18 protein-coding genes are annotated in these 20,167 nt (G+C 40.1%); 12 read left to right on the forward strand and 6 right to left on the reverse strand.

Translation table 11 applies throughout. The features are described from left to right. Positions 1-162: 162 nt before the first annotated feature. From EAE89_RS20830 to EAE89_RS20870, 9 genes are all read left to right on the forward strand, one after another. Complete coding sequence (locus tag EAE89_RS20830; protein ID WP_244866675.1) at positions 163-1,323, forward strand: tetratricopeptide repeat protein; 1,161 nt, start codon at positions 163-165, stop codon at positions 1,321-1,323. Further along, positions 1,320-1,745 carry a VOC family protein gene (locus EAE89_RS20835; protein WP_054480783.1) on the forward strand — a complete coding sequence of 142 codons (426 nt, stop codon included), beginning with the start codon at positions 1,320-1,322 and terminating at the stop codon, positions 1,743-1,745. Before EAE89_RS20830 ends, EAE89_RS20835 begins: the two co-directional genes overlap by 4 nt. Before the next feature lie 154 nt (positions 1,746-1,899). Beyond that, positions 1,900-2,940: a TauD/TfdA family dioxygenase gene (locus EAE89_RS20840; RefSeq protein WP_054480785.1), complete on the forward strand. Its 1,041-nt coding sequence runs from the start codon at positions 1,900-1,902 to the stop codon at positions 2,938-2,940. Positions 2,941-2,950: 10 nt separating this feature from the next. Next, the gene (locus tag EAE89_RS20845) at positions 2,951-3,907 is read left to right on the forward strand and encodes an aldo/keto reductase (RefSeq protein WP_054480803.1); all 957 of its coding nucleotides are present in this window, start codon (positions 2,951-2,953) and stop codon (positions 3,905-3,907) included. Between the two features lie 12 nt (positions 3,908-3,919). Next, the gene (locus EAE89_RS20850; RefSeq protein WP_054480787.1) at positions 3,920-4,837 is read left to right on the forward strand and encodes a hypothetical protein; all 918 of its coding nucleotides are present in this window, start codon (positions 3,920-3,922) and stop codon (positions 4,835-4,837) included. Between the two features lie 7 nt (positions 4,838-4,844). Continuing rightward, positions 4,845-5,681 carry an amidohydrolase family protein gene (locus EAE89_RS20855; protein ID WP_054480789.1) on the forward strand — a complete coding sequence of 279 codons (837 nt, stop codon included), beginning with the start codon at positions 4,845-4,847 and terminating at the stop codon, positions 5,679-5,681. Between the two features lie 26 nt (positions 5,682-5,707). Beyond that, positions 5,708-6,703: an ABC transporter ATP-binding protein gene (locus EAE89_RS20860; protein WP_054480791.1), complete on the forward strand. Its 996-nt coding sequence runs from the start codon at positions 5,708-5,710 to the stop codon at positions 6,701-6,703. Continuing rightward, positions 6,687-7,493, forward strand: a complete 807-nt coding sequence (locus EAE89_RS20865; protein ID WP_054480793.1) for an ABC transporter permease — start codon at positions 6,687-6,689, stop codon at positions 7,491-7,493. The genes EAE89_RS20860 and EAE89_RS20865 overlap by 17 nt, the downstream gene beginning before the upstream one ends. A gap of 4 nt (positions 7,494-7,497) precedes the next feature. After that, entirely contained in the window at positions 7,498-8,280 is a 783-nt protein-coding gene (locus tag EAE89_RS20870; RefSeq protein WP_054480795.1) for an ABC transporter permease, read from the forward strand. Between the two features lie 376 nt (positions 8,281-8,656). On the opposite strand, the gene EAE89_RS20875 is transcribed toward EAE89_RS20870, so the two are convergent. Beyond that, a complete protein-coding gene (locus EAE89_RS20875) occupies positions 8,657-9,166 on the reverse strand; it encodes a DUF6622 family protein (protein WP_054480798.1) in 510 nt (169 codons plus the stop codon). Positions 9,167-9,426: 260 nt separating this feature from the next. On the opposite strand from EAE89_RS20875, the gene EAE89_RS24060 reads away from it, so the two are divergent. Further along, entirely contained in the window at positions 9,427-9,549 is a 123-nt protein-coding gene (locus EAE89_RS24060) for a hypothetical protein (RefSeq protein WP_262499923.1), read from the forward strand. A gap of 554 nt (positions 9,550-10,103) precedes the next feature. Here EAE89_RS24060 and EAE89_RS20880 read toward each other — a convergent pair. Further along, positions 10,104-10,907 (reverse strand): BPSS1780 family membrane protein, encoded by an 804-nt coding sequence (locus EAE89_RS20880; RefSeq protein ID WP_214086521.1) that lies wholly within the window; start codon positions 10,905-10,907, stop codon positions 10,104-10,106. 370 nt (positions 10,908-11,277) lie between these two features. Here EAE89_RS20880 and tssD point away from each other — a divergent pair, with 370 nt between their 5' ends. Then, positions 11,278-11,577, forward strand: coding sequence for a type VI secretion system tube protein TssD (gene tssD, locus EAE89_RS20885; RefSeq protein ID WP_214086522.1), 300 nt, complete (start codon positions 11,278-11,280; stop codon positions 11,575-11,577). A 1,058-nt stretch (positions 11,578-12,635) separates the two neighbouring features. Here tssD and pflA read toward each other — a convergent pair. The 4 genes from pflA to ycaO form a co-directional block, all read right to left on the reverse strand. Further along, entirely contained in the window at positions 12,636-13,376 is a 741-nt protein-coding gene (gene pflA / locus EAE89_RS20890) for a pyruvate formate lyase 1-activating protein (protein WP_054481373.1), read from the reverse strand. 64 nt (positions 13,377-13,440) lie between these two features. Next, positions 13,441-15,723, reverse strand: coding sequence for a formate C-acetyltransferase (gene pflB / locus EAE89_RS20895; protein WP_054481370.1), 2,283 nt, complete (start codon positions 15,721-15,723; stop codon positions 13,441-13,443). A 56-nt stretch (positions 15,724-15,779) separates the two neighbouring features. Further along, a complete protein-coding gene (focA, locus tag EAE89_RS20900; protein WP_054481367.1) occupies positions 15,780-16,637 on the reverse strand; it encodes a formate transporter FocA in 858 nt (285 codons plus the stop codon). Positions 16,638-16,954: 317 nt separating this feature from the next. Beyond that, entirely contained in the window at positions 16,955-18,718 is a 1,764-nt protein-coding gene (gene ycaO / locus EAE89_RS20905) for a 30S ribosomal protein S12 methylthiotransferase accessory factor YcaO (RefSeq protein WP_214086523.1), read from the reverse strand. Between the two features lie 138 nt (positions 18,719-18,856). Between ycaO and ansB the strand changes: the two genes are divergently transcribed. Continuing rightward, positions 18,857-19,900 (forward strand): L-asparaginase 2, encoded by a 1,044-nt coding sequence (ansB, locus tag EAE89_RS20910; protein ID WP_149616543.1) that lies wholly within the window; start codon positions 18,857-18,859, stop codon positions 19,898-19,900. Positions 19,901-20,167: the final 267 nt, after the last annotated feature.

The raw sequence follows: 20,167 nt of genomic DNA on the forward strand, positions 1-20,167 counted from the left end.
GGGGGCAAACAAGATTCTATCAATATCCAAGCATCATCAGAAATGTCGTAACGTGCCACTATTTTGTTCCTGCATCGAAATCAATCAGATAATAATACTATTAATTGATATTAAGGGACACAGCCTAGTGTAAGGGAAAGTATCTGGTCTAAAGCGACTTGCTTGGCGCTGACTCATCATAATTTTGATATGAATGGATATGTCATCACTCAAGCTTTGGAACCTTCATGCCTCAGAGAGGTTTCTGATACGGTCAATATCCCCTACAAGATGGCCGAAAATTTCACATACCCATGTAAAGGTCCTGGTAATGCCTTACAATGGTTACTTTCTATGAGGCCCTATCTACCAGACATACAAAAACTGAACTTGGCTAGAGCTTTGATCACCACTGCACGATACCGCTTGTCCCAAGAAATATTGGACGAGATTAATAACCAAAAACTTTACCCTGAACAGAGAATTACTTATCTGATAACGCGATTTATTACAGACAATCGTTTGGGAATGCATACTAATTATCCCCATTTATTTGAAAATATAAGGGCTGTTATTGAAACCGAAAAAATTTCTGAAGAAAGTATACTTGAAGTAACATCATTAGCGATTGTTTGGTATTTGAAGACTAAAGCGATAGATTCTGTCGCCTATAAGTGGTTTGTAGCATGTGGAAAACGCGTTGCCGAGAGCATACTTGATCGTGAGACATTTAAAGCAAAATTGGCGCTTTCATCGTTTTATCGTGCTTATGCTATGGTTCCAGCCGCCGTTAGTAACCCATCTGCAACTCGTACACTTATGCTGAAGGCACAGCACTTTGCTGAAAGTCTTGAACCTCAGAATGATCTGGAGAAAGCATTGGCTGCTACTGCGAAAAAGACTGTTTTGGAATCTTCTATTAAGGAGATGCTTTATGTTAGTCAGAATTTCGATGCAGCTGAACGATATGGCTTAGAACTTATATCGTTGGACCCACATTGGTCGATCAATTATCAAGAACTTGCCGAAGTCTATATTAAAAAAAGTGAATATGAAAAGGCCCTGGAACAGTACAATAATGCCAAACACGTTGGGTTACCCAGAGCTATTTTAACTGAGTATATGATTGGTGTATGTCATGCCCATCTTGGCGACACGATTGCTGCAATAGGTGCCTTCAAGAGTGTTTTACAAGCCGATGTGACAAACATATCAGCTGGTTTGTCTGGCTACAAGGTCGCTTCTAAGAACGCTCCCTTGTCTAAAGAATACTTTCACGATTTTCTTAAACGTTGGGATGAGCAAGGTCTTCTTACCAAAGAGCATAAGGAGATGATAGCATGAATTCCATAGTACAACAGATCAACCCTATCAAGGTGACACGATTCGACCATATACAAATGGAAGTATCTAACCTTGAAGAAAGTATCCGCTTCTATGAGGATGTGTTTGGATTTAAGAAGAAGGAAGCTGGTCTGAGGAGAATGGTACGTTGGGTAATAATGGGTAACGAAAGCAAACTGTATTTGTGTATGCATGAATATACAAATCGAGCAGGTATCGAAAATACCGGTCTGGAGATTACTCATGTGGGATTCATAGTAGAAGATTTTTCTTCGGTTGTGCAGAAATTGAAAACGCATGGTGTAACGCTACCGGATGGGGATATGATTCAATATCATTCTTCTCGATCTGTTTATTTTCTCGACCCCAACGGTTACAAGATAGAAATCTCTGAATTCGATGGAGGCGGTATCGATAGTTAACTGTGGATCAACTGCTAGATATAGATAACCGGAGAATATGGACGATAACGAAGAATAATTCTGTTACGTGAAAAAGTGCCACTGAGTTCAACTTTCGTAAGGCTTCCATAAAATCGGTAAAGGTTATCAACATCAAATCTTGAAAGAGGAAACTATGCTGAGTGAAGACAGAGTGAGCGTGAAGCCTACAGGTTGGAAAATGGACGATAGCATACATTCTCGATGTGTGATTCAACTAGATCCAGCCCATACTGAAAAATTGTTAGCAGAGCTGTCGGGTACGCCAGCTAGACTGCTTAAGGGGCTGACTACTCAAGAGAATGCGGGTAGTGAAGTTGATGAATTAATGGAAAGTGTGTACGAACGTGTCAAAAGTGGAGATGGGCTTGTTATCTTGAAAGGAATCTCTGTTGCAGGCTTGGATGAGAATGAGTTGGGAGAACGTTTCTTACAGCTCTGTAGCCGAATGGGTAAGCCTGTTTCTCAGAGTGTGATGGGAGATATAATCGGTCGGGTCGAAGATATGACGCACATGGACCCTGACGCTAGGGGATATAGGAATCGTGAAGGATTGGTAATGCATACGGATCAGCCAGATATGGTTTGTATGTTATGTGTCAGGAAAGCTAAACAAGGAGGTCATAGCAAGTTTGCGAGTGCGTTGGCTCTTCATGATGCCATCAAGAAAAGTCGGCCAGACTTGCTGCCAGTATTATACACTGGTTATCCCTACCACCGGCTCAATGAGCATCCTCCGGGAGCAAGTGAAATAACCGAATACAATGTACCGGTATTTTCTGAATGTAACGGAGATATTAGCATTCGATACCTGAGGTTTAACATGTTTGCTGCTGCGTTTGCTCGGGGTGAGAAAATCCCAGCTAAACTGCGAGAGGCTGTCGACTATCTTGATGAATTGGCAACATCTCCTGCTTTTTGTTGGATTACATCTCTTGAGGAAGGCGACATGGTTTTCTTCAACAATTATCTATGCCTGCATTCTCGTACAGCATTCGAAGATAATGATGATCCTAAGAATAAACGGTTGATGTACAGAGTTTGGCTTGAATGTGAGAACTTTCGGTCTACACGTCCTGAACTTGCTGTTCATCCTGAAGGTGGCGGTGGGCGGGGAGGGATAACGTCTCAAACTGGTAAGCGACCTGCCTTCGACTATGATTTCGACTGGGACTAAAAGTATACTTATGAAATATAGAACTCTTGGATATAGCGGAGCTTATGTATCACCTATTTGCCTCGGTACTCAGCAGTTCGGTAGATGGGTGGATGAGAAAGGTGCGCACGAAATACTTAACGTATTCACCGAGCAAGGAGGTAACTTCCTTGACTCTGCTGATTGTTATCCAATTTATTTGCCAGATGGTAATGAAGGAGGACAGGTATCAGAGATAATTATCGGTCGCTGGTTGAAGTTGTATGCTAAACGGGATGACTTCATTATCGCGACTAAATTTTCAGCTCCCATGGGAAAAGGACCGAACAGCGAGGGACTTTCTAGGAAACATATTGTCAAAGCGGTTGAACAGTCCTTAAAACGTCTAGGAACTGATTACATTGATCTTTACCAAGCTCACGATGACTATCTCAATGTACCCATGGAGGAAATTCACCGGACTCTGGATGACTTGGTAACACGGGGTCTTGTGCGTTATATCGGGTGTTCAAACTTTCCAGCCTGGAGGCTTATGAAGTCATTGGGGCTATGTGCTAAACATAACTACGTTTCGTATGTGACGGTACAAGGAAAATACAACCTGTTGGATAGAATCGAGTATGAGCGTGAAATGATGGATTTGTGTCAAGAAGAGAAGATTGGAATGTTGCCGTATGTTCCTCTTGCTAAAGGTTTTCTTACTGGGAAATATCATCGATATGCACCAAAAACACAATCTCTTAGGGCAGATGATGTGAGCAAACTCTACAATAGCGATAAGAGCTGGAAAGTCCTTCAGTTGATTAGGGATATAGCCGATAGAAATGCTATGAGTTGTACTAAAGTCGCTTTGGCATGGCTATTGCAGAGGCCAGCTGTCATATCGCCAGTGGTGGGTGTTAATAGTGTTGAACAATTAAAGGAAACTCTTGGAGCAATTGATGTTTCCTTGCCTATTGAAGATATAGCTAAATTGAATAGGTGCTAGGAGTCGTCAACTATGATTGCGTTAATAGATCATTGCTATAGCATCCTTCCTGCTGGGAATAGGAAACGATCTATTGCCCGCTTAGAGCAGGCAGGGTTCTTGATTAGTCAAAATTCTCTCCGGCATAAAGGGGGCAAGGATAGTATTTTTGTTCATTTCACAGGTTCATATCTTGAATTGATAGAGGTAGTAGATTCACGTGAATTTGAAGCTTATTGCACTGAAGCAGAACAACATGCCTCCCGATTCGGTTACCCCTATGCACTTGTGGCTGCTACTGCGGAGGTACAGTCTTGTGCAGAGATTTTGAAAGACTTTCGCCTAAATATTTCGGATGTTCGGTATATTGTTCCTCAACTGGAAGGGTGGGTGGAGCCAGCTTGGGCTGTCTTGGATATCCCTGACACAGAGACGCCAGGTTGTACTCTACAGATAATCCAATACCTGCTTCGTGAGAAGGCATGGGCTAAGGTGGCCTGTGGCCTTAATGGAATTTATGGGATTGGTGGGTTCTATTTTTGTACTCATACTCCAGTCGAGGATGCAAGGTGTTGGTACCAGCTTCTTTTTCCTATAGGGAGTTGCAGTAAGCAGAACAAACGAACTGTACTGGTTGGACAACAGCAACTACATTGGCTTAGCCCTGCGGAGTTCCAATTGTATTTCGGTGTTGAACTTAACCTTGATGAAAGCGGAGGAGCCCGTTTGGGGGCGGTAAAGCTTCTCACGTCTGACGTCAAGGTATCTTTAAGATTTTTGCAAAATGCGGGTTTTATTGTAGAAAGTAGTGAACCTCATAGCTTCCATACATGTTTCGACCTTGATTTAGGCTATGCGTTTCATGTGGAGCAAGGGCTAGGGGCTTCTGATTATGTCTCCGACATTAACAGGCGGTTACTGGCCTGCAATTCAATCAAATTAGACATTTGAGGGCTTGATGAGAGAATTTGATGTTAATGTATTTGACGCTCATATTCATACTGAATTTAATGGCATGCCGGATAATTTCAGTGGTATTGAGTGTTCGCTAGCCTCTTACAAAGAATCTATAGCCGATATACGTTTCGTTGGTTCCCTCTCGGATTCTGCATCACCATCTAAGGAGCATGGTGATCTAAGTCAATTAGGGATTTACCATTGTGCCGTTGTGCAAAGTTTGGATTATGACTTTACTTCAATCAGTCAGAGCCTTTTATCAGGGGAAAAATTGGCGATAAAAATTAATGTTGGTTTTATACATAGGTATGCATCTGATGATGTTTTCCAACCTCTTTATTCTCTCGCATCACTGTTGAAAATCCCCGTTATGTTTCACAGTGGTGATCCTGGTTGGCCCCACGCTAAAATTAAATATGCAGACCCTGTTTCTTTAGACGAGGTAGCTGTCGATTATCCTGATGTCAATTTTGTGCTAGTTCATGCAGGAAATCCATGGTTTCGCAGTGCTGCTGCTGTTGCCTCGAAAAACACTAATGTCTTTCTTGAGGGATCGTCTCTCATTGATGGGGATCTCAGGACTTATTCGGATGAGCGTGCAAACAGGCTTATTTCAAAGCCGCTGTCTTGGATACTTGACTATCTTGGTACTTCTCGAAAATTAATTTTTGGTTCCGGTTGGCCGATGGTGCATTTAGGTTCTTATATTGATGCATTTAGTAAAGGTCTTCCTGAAGAAGCTTGGGAAGATGTTTTTTGTAACAATGCACTTGGACTCTATGGACTCAGGGTAGCACAAGGTGAGAGTGCGCGATTAGTACGAATGGCTAAAAGTTAGTCTTGGAATTTAATTAGCGGATTTCTATGAGCATTATTCAAGTAAGAAATTTGAGCAAATCTTACAGTATTTACACAAAAAATCCTGGTCTGTTGGGCAGTTTAAAGTCATTTATTAAAAGGGACTATGCGGTTGTACAAGCGGTAAAGGCGATTAATTTTTCTATTGAAGAAGGAGAAATTGTGGGTTTTCTTGGAGCGAATGGGGCTGGGAAAACCACTACCATGAAAATGTTGGCGGGTATCATTCAGCCCTCTTTAGGCGATGTCAGTGTTTTAGGGCATATTCCTTATGAACGTAGGAACAGATATTTAAAGTCAATATCATTTGTGGCTGGGCAGAAACAGCAACTAGCTTGGGATCTTACGCCTAATGATTCCTTCATACTTAATAAGGTTATCTATGATCTCGGAGATAATGAATTTTCCAGATGCCGCGATGAACTGGTTGAATTACTTGCTATTCGTTCGGTAATTAACAGGCCGGTTCGTAATTTGTCCCTTGGTGAGCGTATGAAATGCGAATTAGCTTTATCATTGCTACATAAGCCAAGGATTTTGTTTCTTGATGAACCCACAATTGGGTTAGATGCTAACATGCAGCGCGTCGTCCGTGAATTTATCTTGCACTATAATCAGACACACAAAGCAACAATTCTCCTAACTTCTCATTACATGGCGGATGTGGAAGCACTTGCACGACGTGTCATTATCATCAATTCGGGAGAGATCGTCTACGATGGACAGCTGTCGCATTTAATTGCAAAGCGTTCTCCCAAAAAGATTGTAAAGGCTAGTCTTTCAGGTCCGATCAATCCAGAGCTGAGTTCGTTACCCGGCTTACTGTTCTATGATGGTCACGATATTGAACTAGTGGTAGAGCGTGACGCATTATCTTCTGCAATGGCAAGGTTGATGTCGGAACAGGTCGTTCTTGATATCTCGATCCATGATGAGCCGATAGATCGTGTGCTAGCGGGATATTTATCTTCAAGTGGTGAGCCTAATGTTCAAATATTTTAAGCGGACCCTACAGTTATGGAGGGTGCTCATTGGTCAATCTTTCTCTCAGGCTATTGCATATCGAGCACAGTCGATGGTTTGGATGATAGGTGGTGTGATGCCTATCTCTGTGATGTTAGTTTGGTTTAATCTGGCAGATGGAGGAGCCATCGGCGGTTATACACCCAGCGATTTCGCGGTTTATTTCCTTTCCATTTACTTGGTGCGTCAATTAACGTCCATTTGGGTAATGCAGCGCTTGGATCGTGATATTCGCCGAGGTGAACTTTCTATGCTACTGCTGCGCCCTGTGTCTCCCCTCTATTGCTATATCGCGGATCATGTGGGACAGATGATTGTTCGAGGACCGATTATATTAGTGGTTTTTATTTCTGGTGTTGTTTTGACTGGTAATTTACAACGCTTAGATATCTGGAACTTTTTGGTTTTTTTACCTTCACTCATGCTTGCCTGGATTATCATTTTTCATCTTTATTATTGTCTGGGTTTGCTGGCCTTTTGGATTAATAACGCAATGGCATTTGACCCATTGCTTTGGGCGCTTTATACGATACTTGGGGGATCACTTATTCCTCTTGATTTATATCCGCCTGGTATCGCAGGGTTATTGAAAGTCTTGCCTTTTGCATCGGCAATGGATTTCCCGGTGCAAATAATATTAGGGAAACTAAATCATGACGAATTATTGACTGGTTTCTTGATACAGTTATTCTGGGTTATAGTATTCATGTTAATTCGTACTTTGCTATGGTCGATAGGATTAAAAAAATATACGGCTTCAGGAGCTTAACTAAATGCGGTACGGTTTACTATTGTTGGTCTTGATAAGAAATTCTTTCGTTTTAGAACTTGAATTTCGACTCAATGCTTTGGTCAATTTGATCAATTCTTTCCTTGCCTGCCTGTTGGCTTTACTTGTTTTGACTGGATTCTTCGGTCAAGTATCCCAAGTCGGGGGATGGAGTTTCAATCAAATGGTTGCTCTGCTGGGTGTGACTCTCATTGTGGAGTCATTGATTGATAGTTGGTTGTTTCCAAGTATCCATTCTCTCTCGGAATATATTAGGAGAGGTGACTTAGATTTTATGCTTATTCGCCCAGTTGACCATCAGTTCTTTATCACATTTCATCGTTTTAATGTGTGGGACAGTGCGAATTTTATCGTTGGTTATATTGTTGTGCTGTTCGCGATGTTTCAACAGGATGCTTTGATATTTTCAAACTTCGTGCAATTCAACTTAACACTATTATTGGGTGCATGCATTTTCTATTCTCTGTTTATGTGCTCAAACCTTATTGCCTTTTGGTTCACTAAAGTTTCTGATGTGTGGATCATTTGTTATTCTCTGATGGATATGGGCCGGTTTCCCGTTAGTGCTTATCCTGGTGCTATGCGGTTTGTGCTGAGTTTTATATTACCGGTTGCTTTCGTAAGTAATGTACCTGTGCAAGCGGCCTTGGGTATTCTTAATTTCGACACGTTGGCTATGGCATTTGTGTATGCGTCAGGAGCATTATTATTAACTCGATACCTCTGGCTCAAAGCTCTTTCAAAATATAGTAGTGCGAGCAGCTGAGGGTATTTTCTACCCCAATGTTTTATATGGGCGATTATTCAGTTTATTCATGACAAATCTCATTTCCTGTTCTGTCACTGATGAAAGGTCTGTTCTCTTTGGAAAATATTACGGATGGTCTCCTTTTTTCTGTGGTCACCCATTGGCGTTGATGATGATATTGTTCAGTTACTATTGACCTAAGTATCGTTGGAAAAAGGCTAAAAGCAAGTCCGAATCTCCTGATTGAAAATGGGCAAACATACTGTAAATACTATGGTAATCTCTCTGGTAACCAGAGTGTTCAGAATCGCTTTTGTGAAAATAATACGGGGTTCGTTTTCTTACTAGATTTCGATTGGAAAATGAGTTACTGAGAAGGTAATGTTGATTTTGGCTATGTCTTTTTATTCTTATACCATGAAATAAAAAGATTCAGGGTTCCTCCCCAAAAAACACCATCAAGAAGACCACTTACCAAGCCGAATAGCAAATTATAATGTAATGAATGCAGCAACATTGGAGAAAGACTTAATAAAGCCGTCATAATAAATTTACTTATAAAAGTAATTATTATCACTATCAATGTCAAAGGTGTACCTGAACGGATAATTAAGGTGCTGCCAGGTTTTTCTCTTAATCGTGGCTGTGATCTCCATAGTATCCAACCAATAGTAATGCCGAAAACCAGACCTATTCCCATCATAATGAGTGATAAATCTGGGAAGTGTGTTTCTGTGATAATGCTATGTGCTCCCCAGATTAAAAATACGGTAGGCAGCAAGAAAATACGTTCTATACGCATTTCACGATCCGAGAGAGCTTTAATGCCTCTCATGACAAGAAACACAAGTAGAATCCAGACCCATATAGGCGTGTCTTTTATAATAGTGACGTATTGTGACATGTTATTACCTCGCTAGTCTTTTCGTATGGAAAATTTATCATTCAGGTGGTTTGGCTTTTTTTCTATAATAATTTCTCATTATTTATGGTAAGTGTTTAGATACAAGTATGGTGAAAATCAATAATGCTTAAAGATAGTAAACGATAATGTATCTTTAATACTAGAATGTAACCTATGATTCCATTTATTACAAAAGCAAAATTTTAGAAGAGCGGTCAGTTGCTATAGTTGACATTTTTCCCACTACAGGAAAATACACTATGGCCTATAAACAACTGACCGAAAGAAAGATACCCGATTTTCAGCTTAAAAAAGCGGGTTTTTCACAACGTTTCATTGTCTCATCATTAATTATCCTTATAAAAAGTGGTATTTATCGCTAAACCCATCTGTGTGATAAAAGCTTTAATCTCTCTGTATTAAAGCTTTTAAATGTTCATAGCAGATTAGGTAAATGTAAAATGGATGGAAGGATAGTATTGTCGAAAATGTATTTAAAACCCTTAACTGGCGGATAGCTGAATTAATGACAGATAAAAAGGCATTTACGATCATTAAAAAAGGAACATGCAAGTAAGAAGAGAACCATATTCCTATTTTGCTATTTTTATTATTTTTTTAATTAAATATTCATTTAAACAAATGGTTTTCGTCAAACAATTGTTGTGAACCTAATGGCTATTTTTATTAAATTGATACTCAGGTTTTCTCGTTTTTTCTTTTATTTTATTTGAATTTTTAGGTTTAAAATAAAAAAGAAACAGATATATAATGGTATTAAGATCAAAGCCTATTTCTTTAATGGTTCTTAATGTTTTTAAACTTATCTATTTTTTTTCTGTTAATCTGGTTAATATAAGGCTTCCTTGCCTTCTTTAATGGACGTAGGAACTGTTATTAGTTTCTGAAATTTTTAATATGCAGTGGGTGTATTTTTTTAGGCAATTAAAGAGGATGGTTTCTCCTTACTGATAAAAATACTACGGTAAGAGGAATAATAGCTAGCTAAAAGTATTGGCATAGAGATTAGAAAACCTAAACCGAAAGTTAGCACCGAGATTATGATAATGACCGTCGAGATAATAAAGAATAATAAGCCGGGCAATAAATTCTTTTTTACTGCTTTCAGGCTCATTGATATGGCTGCTCCCAATTTTAAATTATGGATAACGATCAGTGCGGGTGCAAACCATGTTAAAGCGGTAGCAATAATGTAAGAAATCATCAAAGCAAAGACGCTAAAAAATAGTGTAGGTGAGCTGTATTCAATTATTTTGAATGAAACATCCCTATTGAACAGTATGGCAAATAGGATATCAGTTATTGCTTCTCCGTCGATAATGAACATTGCAATAATGCCAAGGAATGTAATTCCAAACGATAAAGCACCAACGCCAAGTAGTGACGCAAAATTTTTCTGAAATCCGCTAAAGAACAGTCCGAGTTCGAATTTTCCGGTGGTTCTCTGTTGTTCACACGCGGCAATAATACCACCGATAAATACTGAGTTAAAAATCCTAACAAATACTCCAAGAAAAGGAATAAACTGAAAACCAGCTACAAATATAAGATAGATAATGCAGAGTAGTATCCACATCCCCCAATTACTTTTGGCAAGTTTCCATGCTTCACTAATCCATTTCACACTTCCTACGCTACTGATGGACTGACCATCAGGAATAAATAGTTCCTGATGGTCGAGTATAACGTTGGGATTAAAATTTTGGTTTTGATTTTCCATATGTTTTTCCAATTTATTTGTTGATTCATAATACCTTAAATTGCTTTTTTGACTGCATCTCAGAAGGTACGGTCAGATTGAGAGATCTGGTAAATATATTATATTAATCTCATTAATCATCAAACATTAAATAAGGTAAACAAGCCAAAATCACTGATTGTTTTTATACAATATGTTTCTAAATGTTTTAAATTGTATTAAATTGCAAATAATTGTAACAAAGTGTTTCAATATTGCCTGTGGCTGAATTTAATTAACCTATAATCCATATGATTGGCGTGATTTTAATTCCATTGGATGTTTTTTCTGTAGAATGAAAATTCCTGTTAATAGTTAGTCGTTGGTATTTTAACACTAAGAAGGAGTGCATATGTCAGACTTAATTTATTTAACTTTAAAGGGCCATAAACAGGGGTTAATATCAGCAGGTTGTTCGTCTATAGATTCAATTGGAAATAAAGAACAATTGGATCATATAGACCAGATACTGGTATATAGTCTTTCTCATTCTCTAACCAGAGAGCAGAATGTCAATTATCATCCTCATTCGATAACATATGCTGGTTCTCAGCCGCAAGAAACGATCTCTTTACGTTATAAGAGCATCACATGGACTCATCATATAGCAGGGACTGGGGCTTATAGTATTTGGGATGATCGCATTTATTAATTTATTTGCCGGTAAAATTGTTTTGTTTTACCGGCAAAATTACCATTTGTTTTTTCTATAATATTTTCCACGGGCAATCATATATACAATATTGTAAATGATAACCAGAACAATAGAACTATACCCTTCATCTTTCAAGCTGCTGCTTTGTTGGCTGCGTTTACTTACCCCAGTCACATAGTTATCTATGCTCCTGGGGATGTGTTCACTTGCCGCCGCACTGCAACTTGAAATCTATTGGGTATATAAAATAAGAAATCATTATTAGAAGTAGATACGCCAAAAAATGGGATATAATCAAAATTAAAAACATATAGATGATAGCAAATAAACACCATCACAAGTAATAAAGATGAGAAGTTAATATATACCTGTTATCTTTCAAGTTGCCTCTTTGTTGGCTGCACTCACTCACCCCGGTCACAGAGTTATCTATGCTCCCGGGGATTCGCTCCCTTGCCGTCGCGATCCATCTTGAAATCTATTGGGTATAGATATTATCAGATATTAAAAGCTTCTTGAGAAATATAATGGATAATGCACTAAAAATATATAATTGAAACTACAAGTCAATATTTCTTCCTTCCTGTAAAGATATTTCTTTAGCCTCCAATTACAATGCCAATTCTTTAGATATTTACTGAATGTGTTTTATTTTTTGGAGAAATAAGAGGTAAGTGTTTTTTTTAAATTAACTATAAATTACCCCTTTAATTTCATATGTCTCAATGATAATTTTTATATTTTAAAATGTGATTTTACAGACAAATTATGTTTTTTTTTAATATTATACCAGTATTTGGTATATATTAATCAGATGATTTGCTTATTGGAATAATGACTGAGCAGCGAATAAAAAAATTAATGTTAAAAAGTGGTTTTACTTCACGTGAAATTAATTTACAGGTCGTTTTTATTTATTCATAAATATAAACGACCTATGTCTTAATATATTATTCGTTATATTATTTAAATGACCGCTATTGTTATCGGTTCTATAAAAATCAAAAATGTATTTAAATTATTTATTTTTAAAAATAAAAGTTAAGTTGTATTAATTAATACACAACTTTATGGCCGTAGCTTTCTAAAATGCTTTTCACTCTCTCCATGCTCTCTTTTGTAGGCGGTTTAATACCCTCCAGCTTATATTCCTCACCCATGGTAATCCATTTATGTTTACCCAGTTCGTGATAAGGCAGAAGTTCGATTTTTTCAATATTTTTCATATCTCTGGTAAATTCACCCAGTCTATGAGCGGATTCATTATCATCGGACCAGCCTGGGACGACAACGTAACGAATCCAAGTTTTTTGGTTGCGTTTGGCCAGATAGCGGGCAAATTCCAATGTGCGGTGATTTGAAACACCTACTAATTTCTGGTGGATTTCATCATTAATCTGTTTCAAATCAAGCATGACAAGATCAGTCACATCCATCAGTTCGTCAATAACCGGATCATAGCGACGAACAAATCCATTGGTATCAAGACAGGTATGAATACCTTCGGCACGACAGGCTCTGAACCAATCACGCACAAATTCAGCTTGCAGAATGGCTTCACCCCCTGATGCGGTAACGCCACCCCCCGATGCATTCATAAAATGACGATAGGTTGTCGCTTCTTTTATAAGTTCTTCGACAGTAATGTCTTTGCCGCCGTGGGTATCCCATGTATCACGGTTATGGCAATAAAGACAGCGCATCAGGCAGCCTTGAAAGAAGACGATAAACCGGATACCGGGACCATCAACGGTGCCACAGGATTCAAAAGAGTGGATACGACCAAGTACGGACATAACAGGATGGCTCCAAAACTGATTGAAAGGCCCAAATTAGGGCCTTTATTTTGATAACAGATTATTACATAGACTGAGTGAAAGTGCGGGTGATCACATCTTGTTGTTGTTCTTTAGTTAATGAATTGAAACGCACAGCATAGCCAGATACCCGGATGGTGAGCTGAGGATATTTCTCAGGGTCTTCCATGGCCTCGAGTAACATGTCACGGTTCATCACGTTAACGTTGAGATGCTGACCACCTTCAATGTCGGTTTCGTGGTGGAAATAGCCATCCAGTAAACCAGCCAGGTTAGTTTTACGTGTTTCATCATCTTTGCCTAATGCATTCGGTACGATAGAGAAAGTATAAGAAATACCGTCTTTTGCATAGGCGAATGGCAGTTTAGACACAGAGGTCAGAGAAGCGACGGCGCCTTTCTGATCACGACCGTGCATTGGGTTTGCGCCGGGTCCAAATGGTGCGCCAGCGCGACGTCCATCAGGAGTGTTACCGGTTTTCTTACCATAGACTACGTTAGAGGTGATAGTCAGAACGGATTGAGTAGGAACTGCGTTACGGTAAGTATTCAGTTTCTGGATTTTCTTCATGAAGCGCTCAACCAAATCACAAGCGATATCATCGACGCGTGAGTCGTTGTTACCAAATTGTGGGTATTCGCCTTCAATGTTGAAATCAATAGCTAAACCGTTTTCGTCACGGATTGGTGTGACTTTGGCATATTTGATCGCAGACAGCGAGTCAGCAGCGACAGACAGACCAGCAATGCCACATGCCATAGTACGATGAACGTCACGGTCATGCAGAGCCATCAGTGCGGCTTCGTAGCTGTATTTGTCATGCATATAGTGGATGATATTCAATGCGGTAACATACTGTTTTGCCAACCAGTCCATGAAATGGTCCATGCGGGCCATAACTTTGTCGTAGTCCAGTATTTCATCTTTCATTGGTTCTTCTTTCGGGCCAACCTGTATTTTCAGTTTTTCGTCCACGCCGCCGTTGATTGCGTACAACATGGTCTTAGCCAAGTTTGCGCGAGCGCCGAAGAATTGCATCTGTTTACCTACAATCATCGGGCTGACACAACAAGCGATAGCGTAATCATCGTTGCTGAAATCAGGGCGCATCAGATCATCGTTCTCATACTGTAAAGATGAGGTGTCGATGGAAACTTTTGCCGCGAATTTTTTGAAATTTACTGGCAGTTTTTCAGACCACAGGATGGTCATGTTGGGTTCTGGTGACGGACCCATGGTGTACAGGGTGTTCAGGAAGCGGAAGCTGTTTTTAGTGACCAGCGTGCGGCCATCCAGTCCCATACCCGCCAGGGATTCTGTTGCCCAGATTGGGTCACCGGAGAACAGTTCGTCATACTCAGGTGTGCGCAAGAAACGCACCATTCGCAGTTTCATGATCAGATGGTCGATCAATTCCTGTGCTTCGATTTCTGTTAATTTACCTGCTTGCAGGTCACGTTCGATGTAGATATCCAGAAAGCTGGAAACGCGACCGAAAGACATTGCTGCGCCATTTTGAGATTTAACTGCTGCCAGATAAGCGAAATAAGTCCACTGTATTGCTTCCTTAGCATCAGTAGCGGGGCCAGAAATATCATAGCCGTATTTGGCCGCCATTTCTTTAATCTGGCCCAGAGCACGATGCTGTTCAGCAATCTCTTCACGCAACTGGATGGTCATCTCCAGATCTTCACCGCGTTCCAGTTTTTCTTGCAATGAATTAAATTGGGCTAATTTATCGTCACGCAAGAAATCGATGCCGTAGACTGTAACACGGCGGTAATCACCAATAATGCGACCGCGGCCATAGGCATCAGGCAGACCTGTTAAAACGCCAGATTTGCGGCATTTCAGAATATCGGGTGTGTAAACATCAAAAACACCCTGATTATGTGTTTTGCGGTATTCAGTGAAAATTTGTTTTAAGTTAGGATCGAGTTCACGGCCATAAACTTTACATGATCCTTCTACCATTTTTATACCGCCAAAGGGGATCAGGGCACGTTTTAGAGGCGCTTCCGTTTGCAGGCCAACGATGGTTTCCAGATCTTTTTCAATGTAACCCGCATCATGGGAAGTAATGGTAGCAGCGACATCAGTGTCAAAATCAACCGGTGCATGAGTACGGTTTTCGATTTTGATACCTTCCATGACTTTTTCCCACAAAGCATCGGTTGCTTTGGTAGAGCTTGCGAGGAAAGATTCATCACCCTCATATGGTGTATAGTTTTTCTGGATGAAATCACGAATATTGACTTCGTTTTGCCAGTCACCCTGATTAAAACCTTGCCATGCTACAGAGAATTTTTCATTTAACTCAGTCATGATACGTCTACCTTATTTGATAATCGAACTTTTGAAAAATCAGGCGAGGGAGCTAATTAATATTTTTGCTCGCTACGCAGATAAATTAACCAGTAAGTCAAACCCACTAAAACTGCGCCACCGATAATGTTACCAATAGTGACTGGAATTAAATTGTTAGTGATAAAGTGTGAAATAGTGAGTTGAGAAAATTGTTCAGGCGTTGCTCCGACATTGCTCCAGAATTCGGTTGGTGCGAAATTCTTAATAACAATACCTAGCGGAATTAAAAACATGTTAGCAATACTGTGCTCGAAACCGCTGGCAACAAACATGCCTACGGGTAAAATCATGGCAAATATTTTGTCCAGTAAGCTACGTCCGGCATAACTCATCCAAACGGCGAGACAAACCATTAAGTTGGCAAGAATGCCTAAGAATACAGCTTCAATAAAAGTATGATGCACTTTATGATCAGCAGCTTGTAATACATTCAGGCCCCATAATCCGTTAGCAACACGATATTGACCAGCAAACCAGATAATAGCGACAAAAAATAACGCGCCAATTAAATTACCAAAATAAACGTTAATCCAGTTTTTAAACATTTGATGCCAGGTTATACGCCCGGTTGCTTTGGAAATAATCGTCAGTACGGTGGAAGTAAATAAATCTGCGCCACAAACCACAACTAACATTAACCCCAGTGAGAAACAGATTCCGCCGACTAATTTAGCTAACCCATAAGGGACAGATTCAGTTCCTGTGGTAGCGGTAATGTAAAAAACAAAGGCAATAGAAATAAAAAAACCGGCAGTTATTGCTGATATATAGGTGATTGCAGGATGTTTGGTGGTTTTATAAACACCAACATCATCAGCGAATTTTGCTATTACCGCAGGCGATAATAAATTAAAAGGGGTGTCAGCTTTCATACTAACATTCTCTTTATGATTGATTAGTTATGGTACGTAACGATAATAACAAAGGCATGAGGATGTAAACTTGATATAGATCATAATCCTCAGAGAGTGAACGTTGTTTTGGGGGACGAATTGGTTTAAATTTCAGTTAATTTATTGATTTTTATAAAATAAAAAAATTTTAAAAATTATTGAATTTTTTTATTCAACCACTAGAGGAAAGTTTGGTAAGTAAAATAACAGGTTAAATTGTTATTTATTTGTTGTTTTAAATAAATTGAATTTAACCTGTATTTTACCTTCAATGAAAAATTGTCTTTTCTACAATTTTATTTTGCGTTCCAGAAATCACGTTTTGCTTTTTGCAGTTTCTCATAAGTGGCTAATAAAGCCTGATGAGCGGATAGTGATTTTAAATCTGCATCGACTGACCACAAGCCGTAAAAACAATTTTCACCAGAAATAGCCGCTGAAGCTGCTTCAACCGCATCCTGTCCGTACATTTTTACGAATGCTTGGTAATATTGTGCCGGCTTTTTATCTGCTTCCTGAGCAAGTAAAAGCAGTGTTTGCAGACAGCGATAATAGTTAGCTCGTTCGGTAGTGAAGACTGAGGCGTTAAAATCCTGAGTCCATTCTACCCAAATCAGCGCTTGTTCCAGATCACCGCCCGCCAATGCCAACATGGATTTCAGTTCACCGATACGTAAATTGCTCCAGCCATTATCTTTACCAACCGCAATGCCAAGCAATTCACGAACTCGGGTAAAATCATCCAGACCTTCTTCATCTAATTGCTCAAGCAGTGCCAGATATTCTTCAGGCTGCCATTGGCTATCCGGTAGCGCTAATAAAGTTTCCCGCAGATGAATTCCCATGGTGTTATTGGCGATATGTAAATCTTCCACAGGATAAATATCGGACATACCTGGAACCAAAATACGGCAGGCATAAACACTGAGGTGTTCGTAGTCAGCAATATAAACTTCAGCATCCAGTTGCTTGAAAATAGCCATTAAAGTAACAAATTCTTCTTCTGTCGTGCCGCTGAAACTCCAGTCAGCAAACTCATAATCAGCGTCTTGTTTGAATAAATCCCAACTGATCAAACCACTCGAATCAATAAAATGCGTTTCTAGATTGGTATGTTCTGCAACTTCTTCATTATCGAAAGTCGGCGCATTGAACACATCCAGATCTTTCAGGCTGCGACCTTGCAACAGCTCGGTAACAGTACGTTCCAGTGCTACGCCAAAATCAGGGTGAGCACCAAATGAAGCGAAACAAGTCCCATTATTAGGATTAAACAGAACCACGCAAATCACCGGGAACTGTCCACCCAGAGAGGCGTCATAACAATAGAGTGGGAAACCTTCATCCTGTAATGTGTTGACCGCTGCAACCACGCCCGGATAACGATTCATCACTTCCTGTGGAATTTCTGGCAGGCTGATGCCTTCTGCAATAATCCGGTTTTTGACATAGCGCTCAAAAACTTCGGATAACCCCTGAACTCTGGCTTCATTAACCGTGTTACCTGCTGACATACCATTGGAAACATAAAGATTGCCAATAATATTCATGGGAATATAGACCGTATGCTGATCAGATTGACGGGTAAATGGCAATGAACAGATACCACGCTCTTCATTACCTGATTGCAAATCGACTAATTGACTTGCACATAAATCATTCTCTGGATCGTAAAATTGACGTAACCGGGCATCCAAAATACCTTCTGGCAAGGAATCATCTTCGGGTAAAGCAAACCATTTTTCATTGGGATAGTGGACAAAATCACCGTTAGCGATAGCGTGTCCTAAATAGAAATCAGCAAAAAAATAGTTGGTTGACAAACGTTCAAAATATTCCCCTAAAGCAGAAGCTAAAGCGGCTTTTTTACTTGCCCCTTTACCGTTGGTAAAACATAAAGGGCAATCGCGGTCACGGATATGAACTGACCAGACATGAGGAACCGGGTTCAGCCAAGAGGCTTCTTCGATATTAAAACCAAGATGTTGCAGTTTTTGCTGAAAGCTATTGATTGAATCTTCCAGTGCGGCATCTTTGCCGGGAATAAAGGTTTGCATCATGGTATTCACTTATGAGAGCTCATTACGGGGGCTCATCATACGAGTTTTTTTTCGGTAGCTAAAGTCTGGTATGCATCACAGATTTATTGATATCATTATTCATAATCAGATGGGATATTTTTCATTAAGGAAATCAGTATGAAAAAGATGAAACACACAGCTTTAGCCAGTTTATTGGCATTAATCAGCGGTTCTGCTGTTGCTTTGCCAAATATTACACTTTTGGCTACCGGAGGAACGATTGCAGGTGGGGGCGAATCTGCAACTGAATCCAACTATGTTGCGGGAAAAGTGGGTATTGATGTATTAGTCAACGCTGTTCCTGATATCAAAGATATCGCTAACCTGAAAGGTGAGCAGGTGGTGAGCATTGGTTCGCAGGATATGAATGATCAGGTATGGCTGACTCTGGCGAAAAAAATCAATGCTGATTGTGACAAGACCGATGGCTTTGTTATCACACACGGCACAGACACGATGGAAGAAACGGCTTACTTCCTCGATCTAACGACTCAATGCCAGAAACCGATAGTCATGGTTGGGGCAATGCGTCCGTCTACAGCGATGGGCGCTGATGGCCCGTTAAATCTGTATAACGCGGTAGTGGTTGCAGGGGACAAAGCATCGGCCAAACGTGGCGTGTTGATGGCAATGAATGATGCGGTTATCAGCGGGCGTACCGTGGTAAAAATGAGCACTACTGAAGTTCAGGCATTCCAGCCGATTAATGCTGGTGCTGAAGGTTTTATCCATAACGGCAAAGTTAATTATTACGCTGAAGCTAAACCGAGAGCGGGCAAGGCTATTTTTGATGTCAGCAAACTGGATAAGTTGCCAAAAGTAGGCATTGTTTATAACTATGCGAATGCTTCTGATCTGCCAGCGAAAGCGCTGTTGAGTGATGGTTATCAAGGGATCATCAGCGCCGGGGTTGGCAACGGTAATATGTACAAAACGGTTTTCGATACTTTGGCCCAGGCCGCTAAAGATGGCGTTGTGGTTGTGAGAGCAAGTCGTGTACCGGTGGGTTATGTGACTCAGAATGCGGAAGTGGATGATAGCAAATATGGTTTTGTGGCATCTGAACGTTTGAATCCGCAAAAAGCCAGAGTGCTTTTACAATTAGCGCTGACTAAAACCCATGATCCAGCGAAAATTCACGAGATGTTTGTTAAATATTGAATGAATTCTGGGATAACAGAAGGGCGCATGAGTGTGTGAAATGCGCCCTGATATTTCTTGCTTGAATAATTGCTTAACAGCGGTAGTGTTCTGTCCAAAAGTGGTTAAGATATTACTCGTACGGAAATTTACCGTACGATTTTAGCGAAAAACGCCGTAAACCCTTGCCCAGTGCGGGCGGGGATATAAGGCGAAAAGCCCGTGGGGCTTTCAAGAACACTCAGGCGTTGACTGACTCTGAACGTAGGCTCTGAGTGTTTCGAGCGT

This window comes from Photorhabdus heterorhabditis (genome assembly GCF_018448905.1).
Taxonomy (GTDB): Bacteria; Pseudomonadota; Gammaproteobacteria; order Enterobacterales; family Enterobacteriaceae; genus Photorhabdus; species Photorhabdus heterorhabditis.

Bases quoted from the DNA above. Each gene is read 5' to 3' on its own strand.
- EAE89_RS20865 (WP_054480793.1), top strand. From the start codon at position 6,687: ATGTTCAAATATTTTAAGCGGACCCTACAGTTATGGAGGGTGCTCATT.
- pflB (WP_054481370.1), bottom strand. From the start codon at position 15,723: ATGACTGAGTTAAATGAAAAATTCTCTGTAGCATGGCAAGGTTTTAAT.
- EAE89_RS20860 (WP_054480791.1), top strand. From the start codon at position 5,708: ATGAGCATTATTCAAGTAAGAAATTTGAGCAAATCTTACAGTATTTAC.
- ansB (WP_149616543.1), top strand. From the start codon at position 18,857: ATGAAAAAGATGAAACACACAGCTTTAGCCAGTTTATTGGCATTAATC.
- EAE89_RS24060 (WP_262499923.1), top strand. From the start codon at position 9,427: ATGGCCTATAAACAACTGACCGAAAGAAAGATACCCGATTTTCAGCTT.
- EAE89_RS20850 (WP_054480787.1), top strand. From the start codon at position 3,920: ATGATTGCGTTAATAGATCATTGCTATAGCATCCTTCCTGCTGGGAAT.
- focA (WP_054481367.1), bottom strand. From the start codon at position 16,637: ATGAAAGCTGACACCCCTTTTAATTTATTATCGCCTGCGGTAATAGCA.
- tssD (WP_214086522.1), top strand. From the start codon at position 11,278: ATGTCAGACTTAATTTATTTAACTTTAAAGGGCCATAAACAGGGGTTA.
- EAE89_RS20875 (WP_054480798.1), bottom strand. From the start codon at position 9,166: ATGTCACAATACGTCACTATTATAAAAGACACGCCTATATGGGTCTGG.
- EAE89_RS20880 (WP_214086521.1), bottom strand. From the start codon at position 10,907: ATGGAAAATCAAAACCAAAATTTTAATCCCAACGTTATACTCGACCAT.
- EAE89_RS20870 (WP_054480795.1), top strand. From the start codon at position 7,498: ATGCGGTACGGTTTACTATTGTTGGTCTTGATAAGAAATTCTTTCGTT.
- EAE89_RS20835 (WP_054480783.1), top strand. From the start codon at position 1,320: ATGAATTCCATAGTACAACAGATCAACCCTATCAAGGTGACACGATTC.
- EAE89_RS20840 (WP_054480785.1), top strand. From the start codon at position 1,900: ATGCTGAGTGAAGACAGAGTGAGCGTGAAGCCTACAGGTTGGAAAATG.
- ycaO (WP_214086523.1), bottom strand. From the start codon at position 18,718: ATGATGCAAACCTTTATTCCCGGCAAAGATGCCGCACTGGAAGATTCA.
- EAE89_RS20855 (WP_054480789.1), top strand. From the start codon at position 4,845: ATGAGAGAATTTGATGTTAATGTATTTGACGCTCATATTCATACTGAA.
- EAE89_RS20845 (WP_054480803.1), top strand. From the start codon at position 2,951: ATGAAATATAGAACTCTTGGATATAGCGGAGCTTATGTATCACCTATT.
- pflA (WP_054481373.1), bottom strand. From the start codon at position 13,376: ATGTCCGTACTTGGTCGTATCCACTCTTTTGAATCCTGTGGCACCGTT.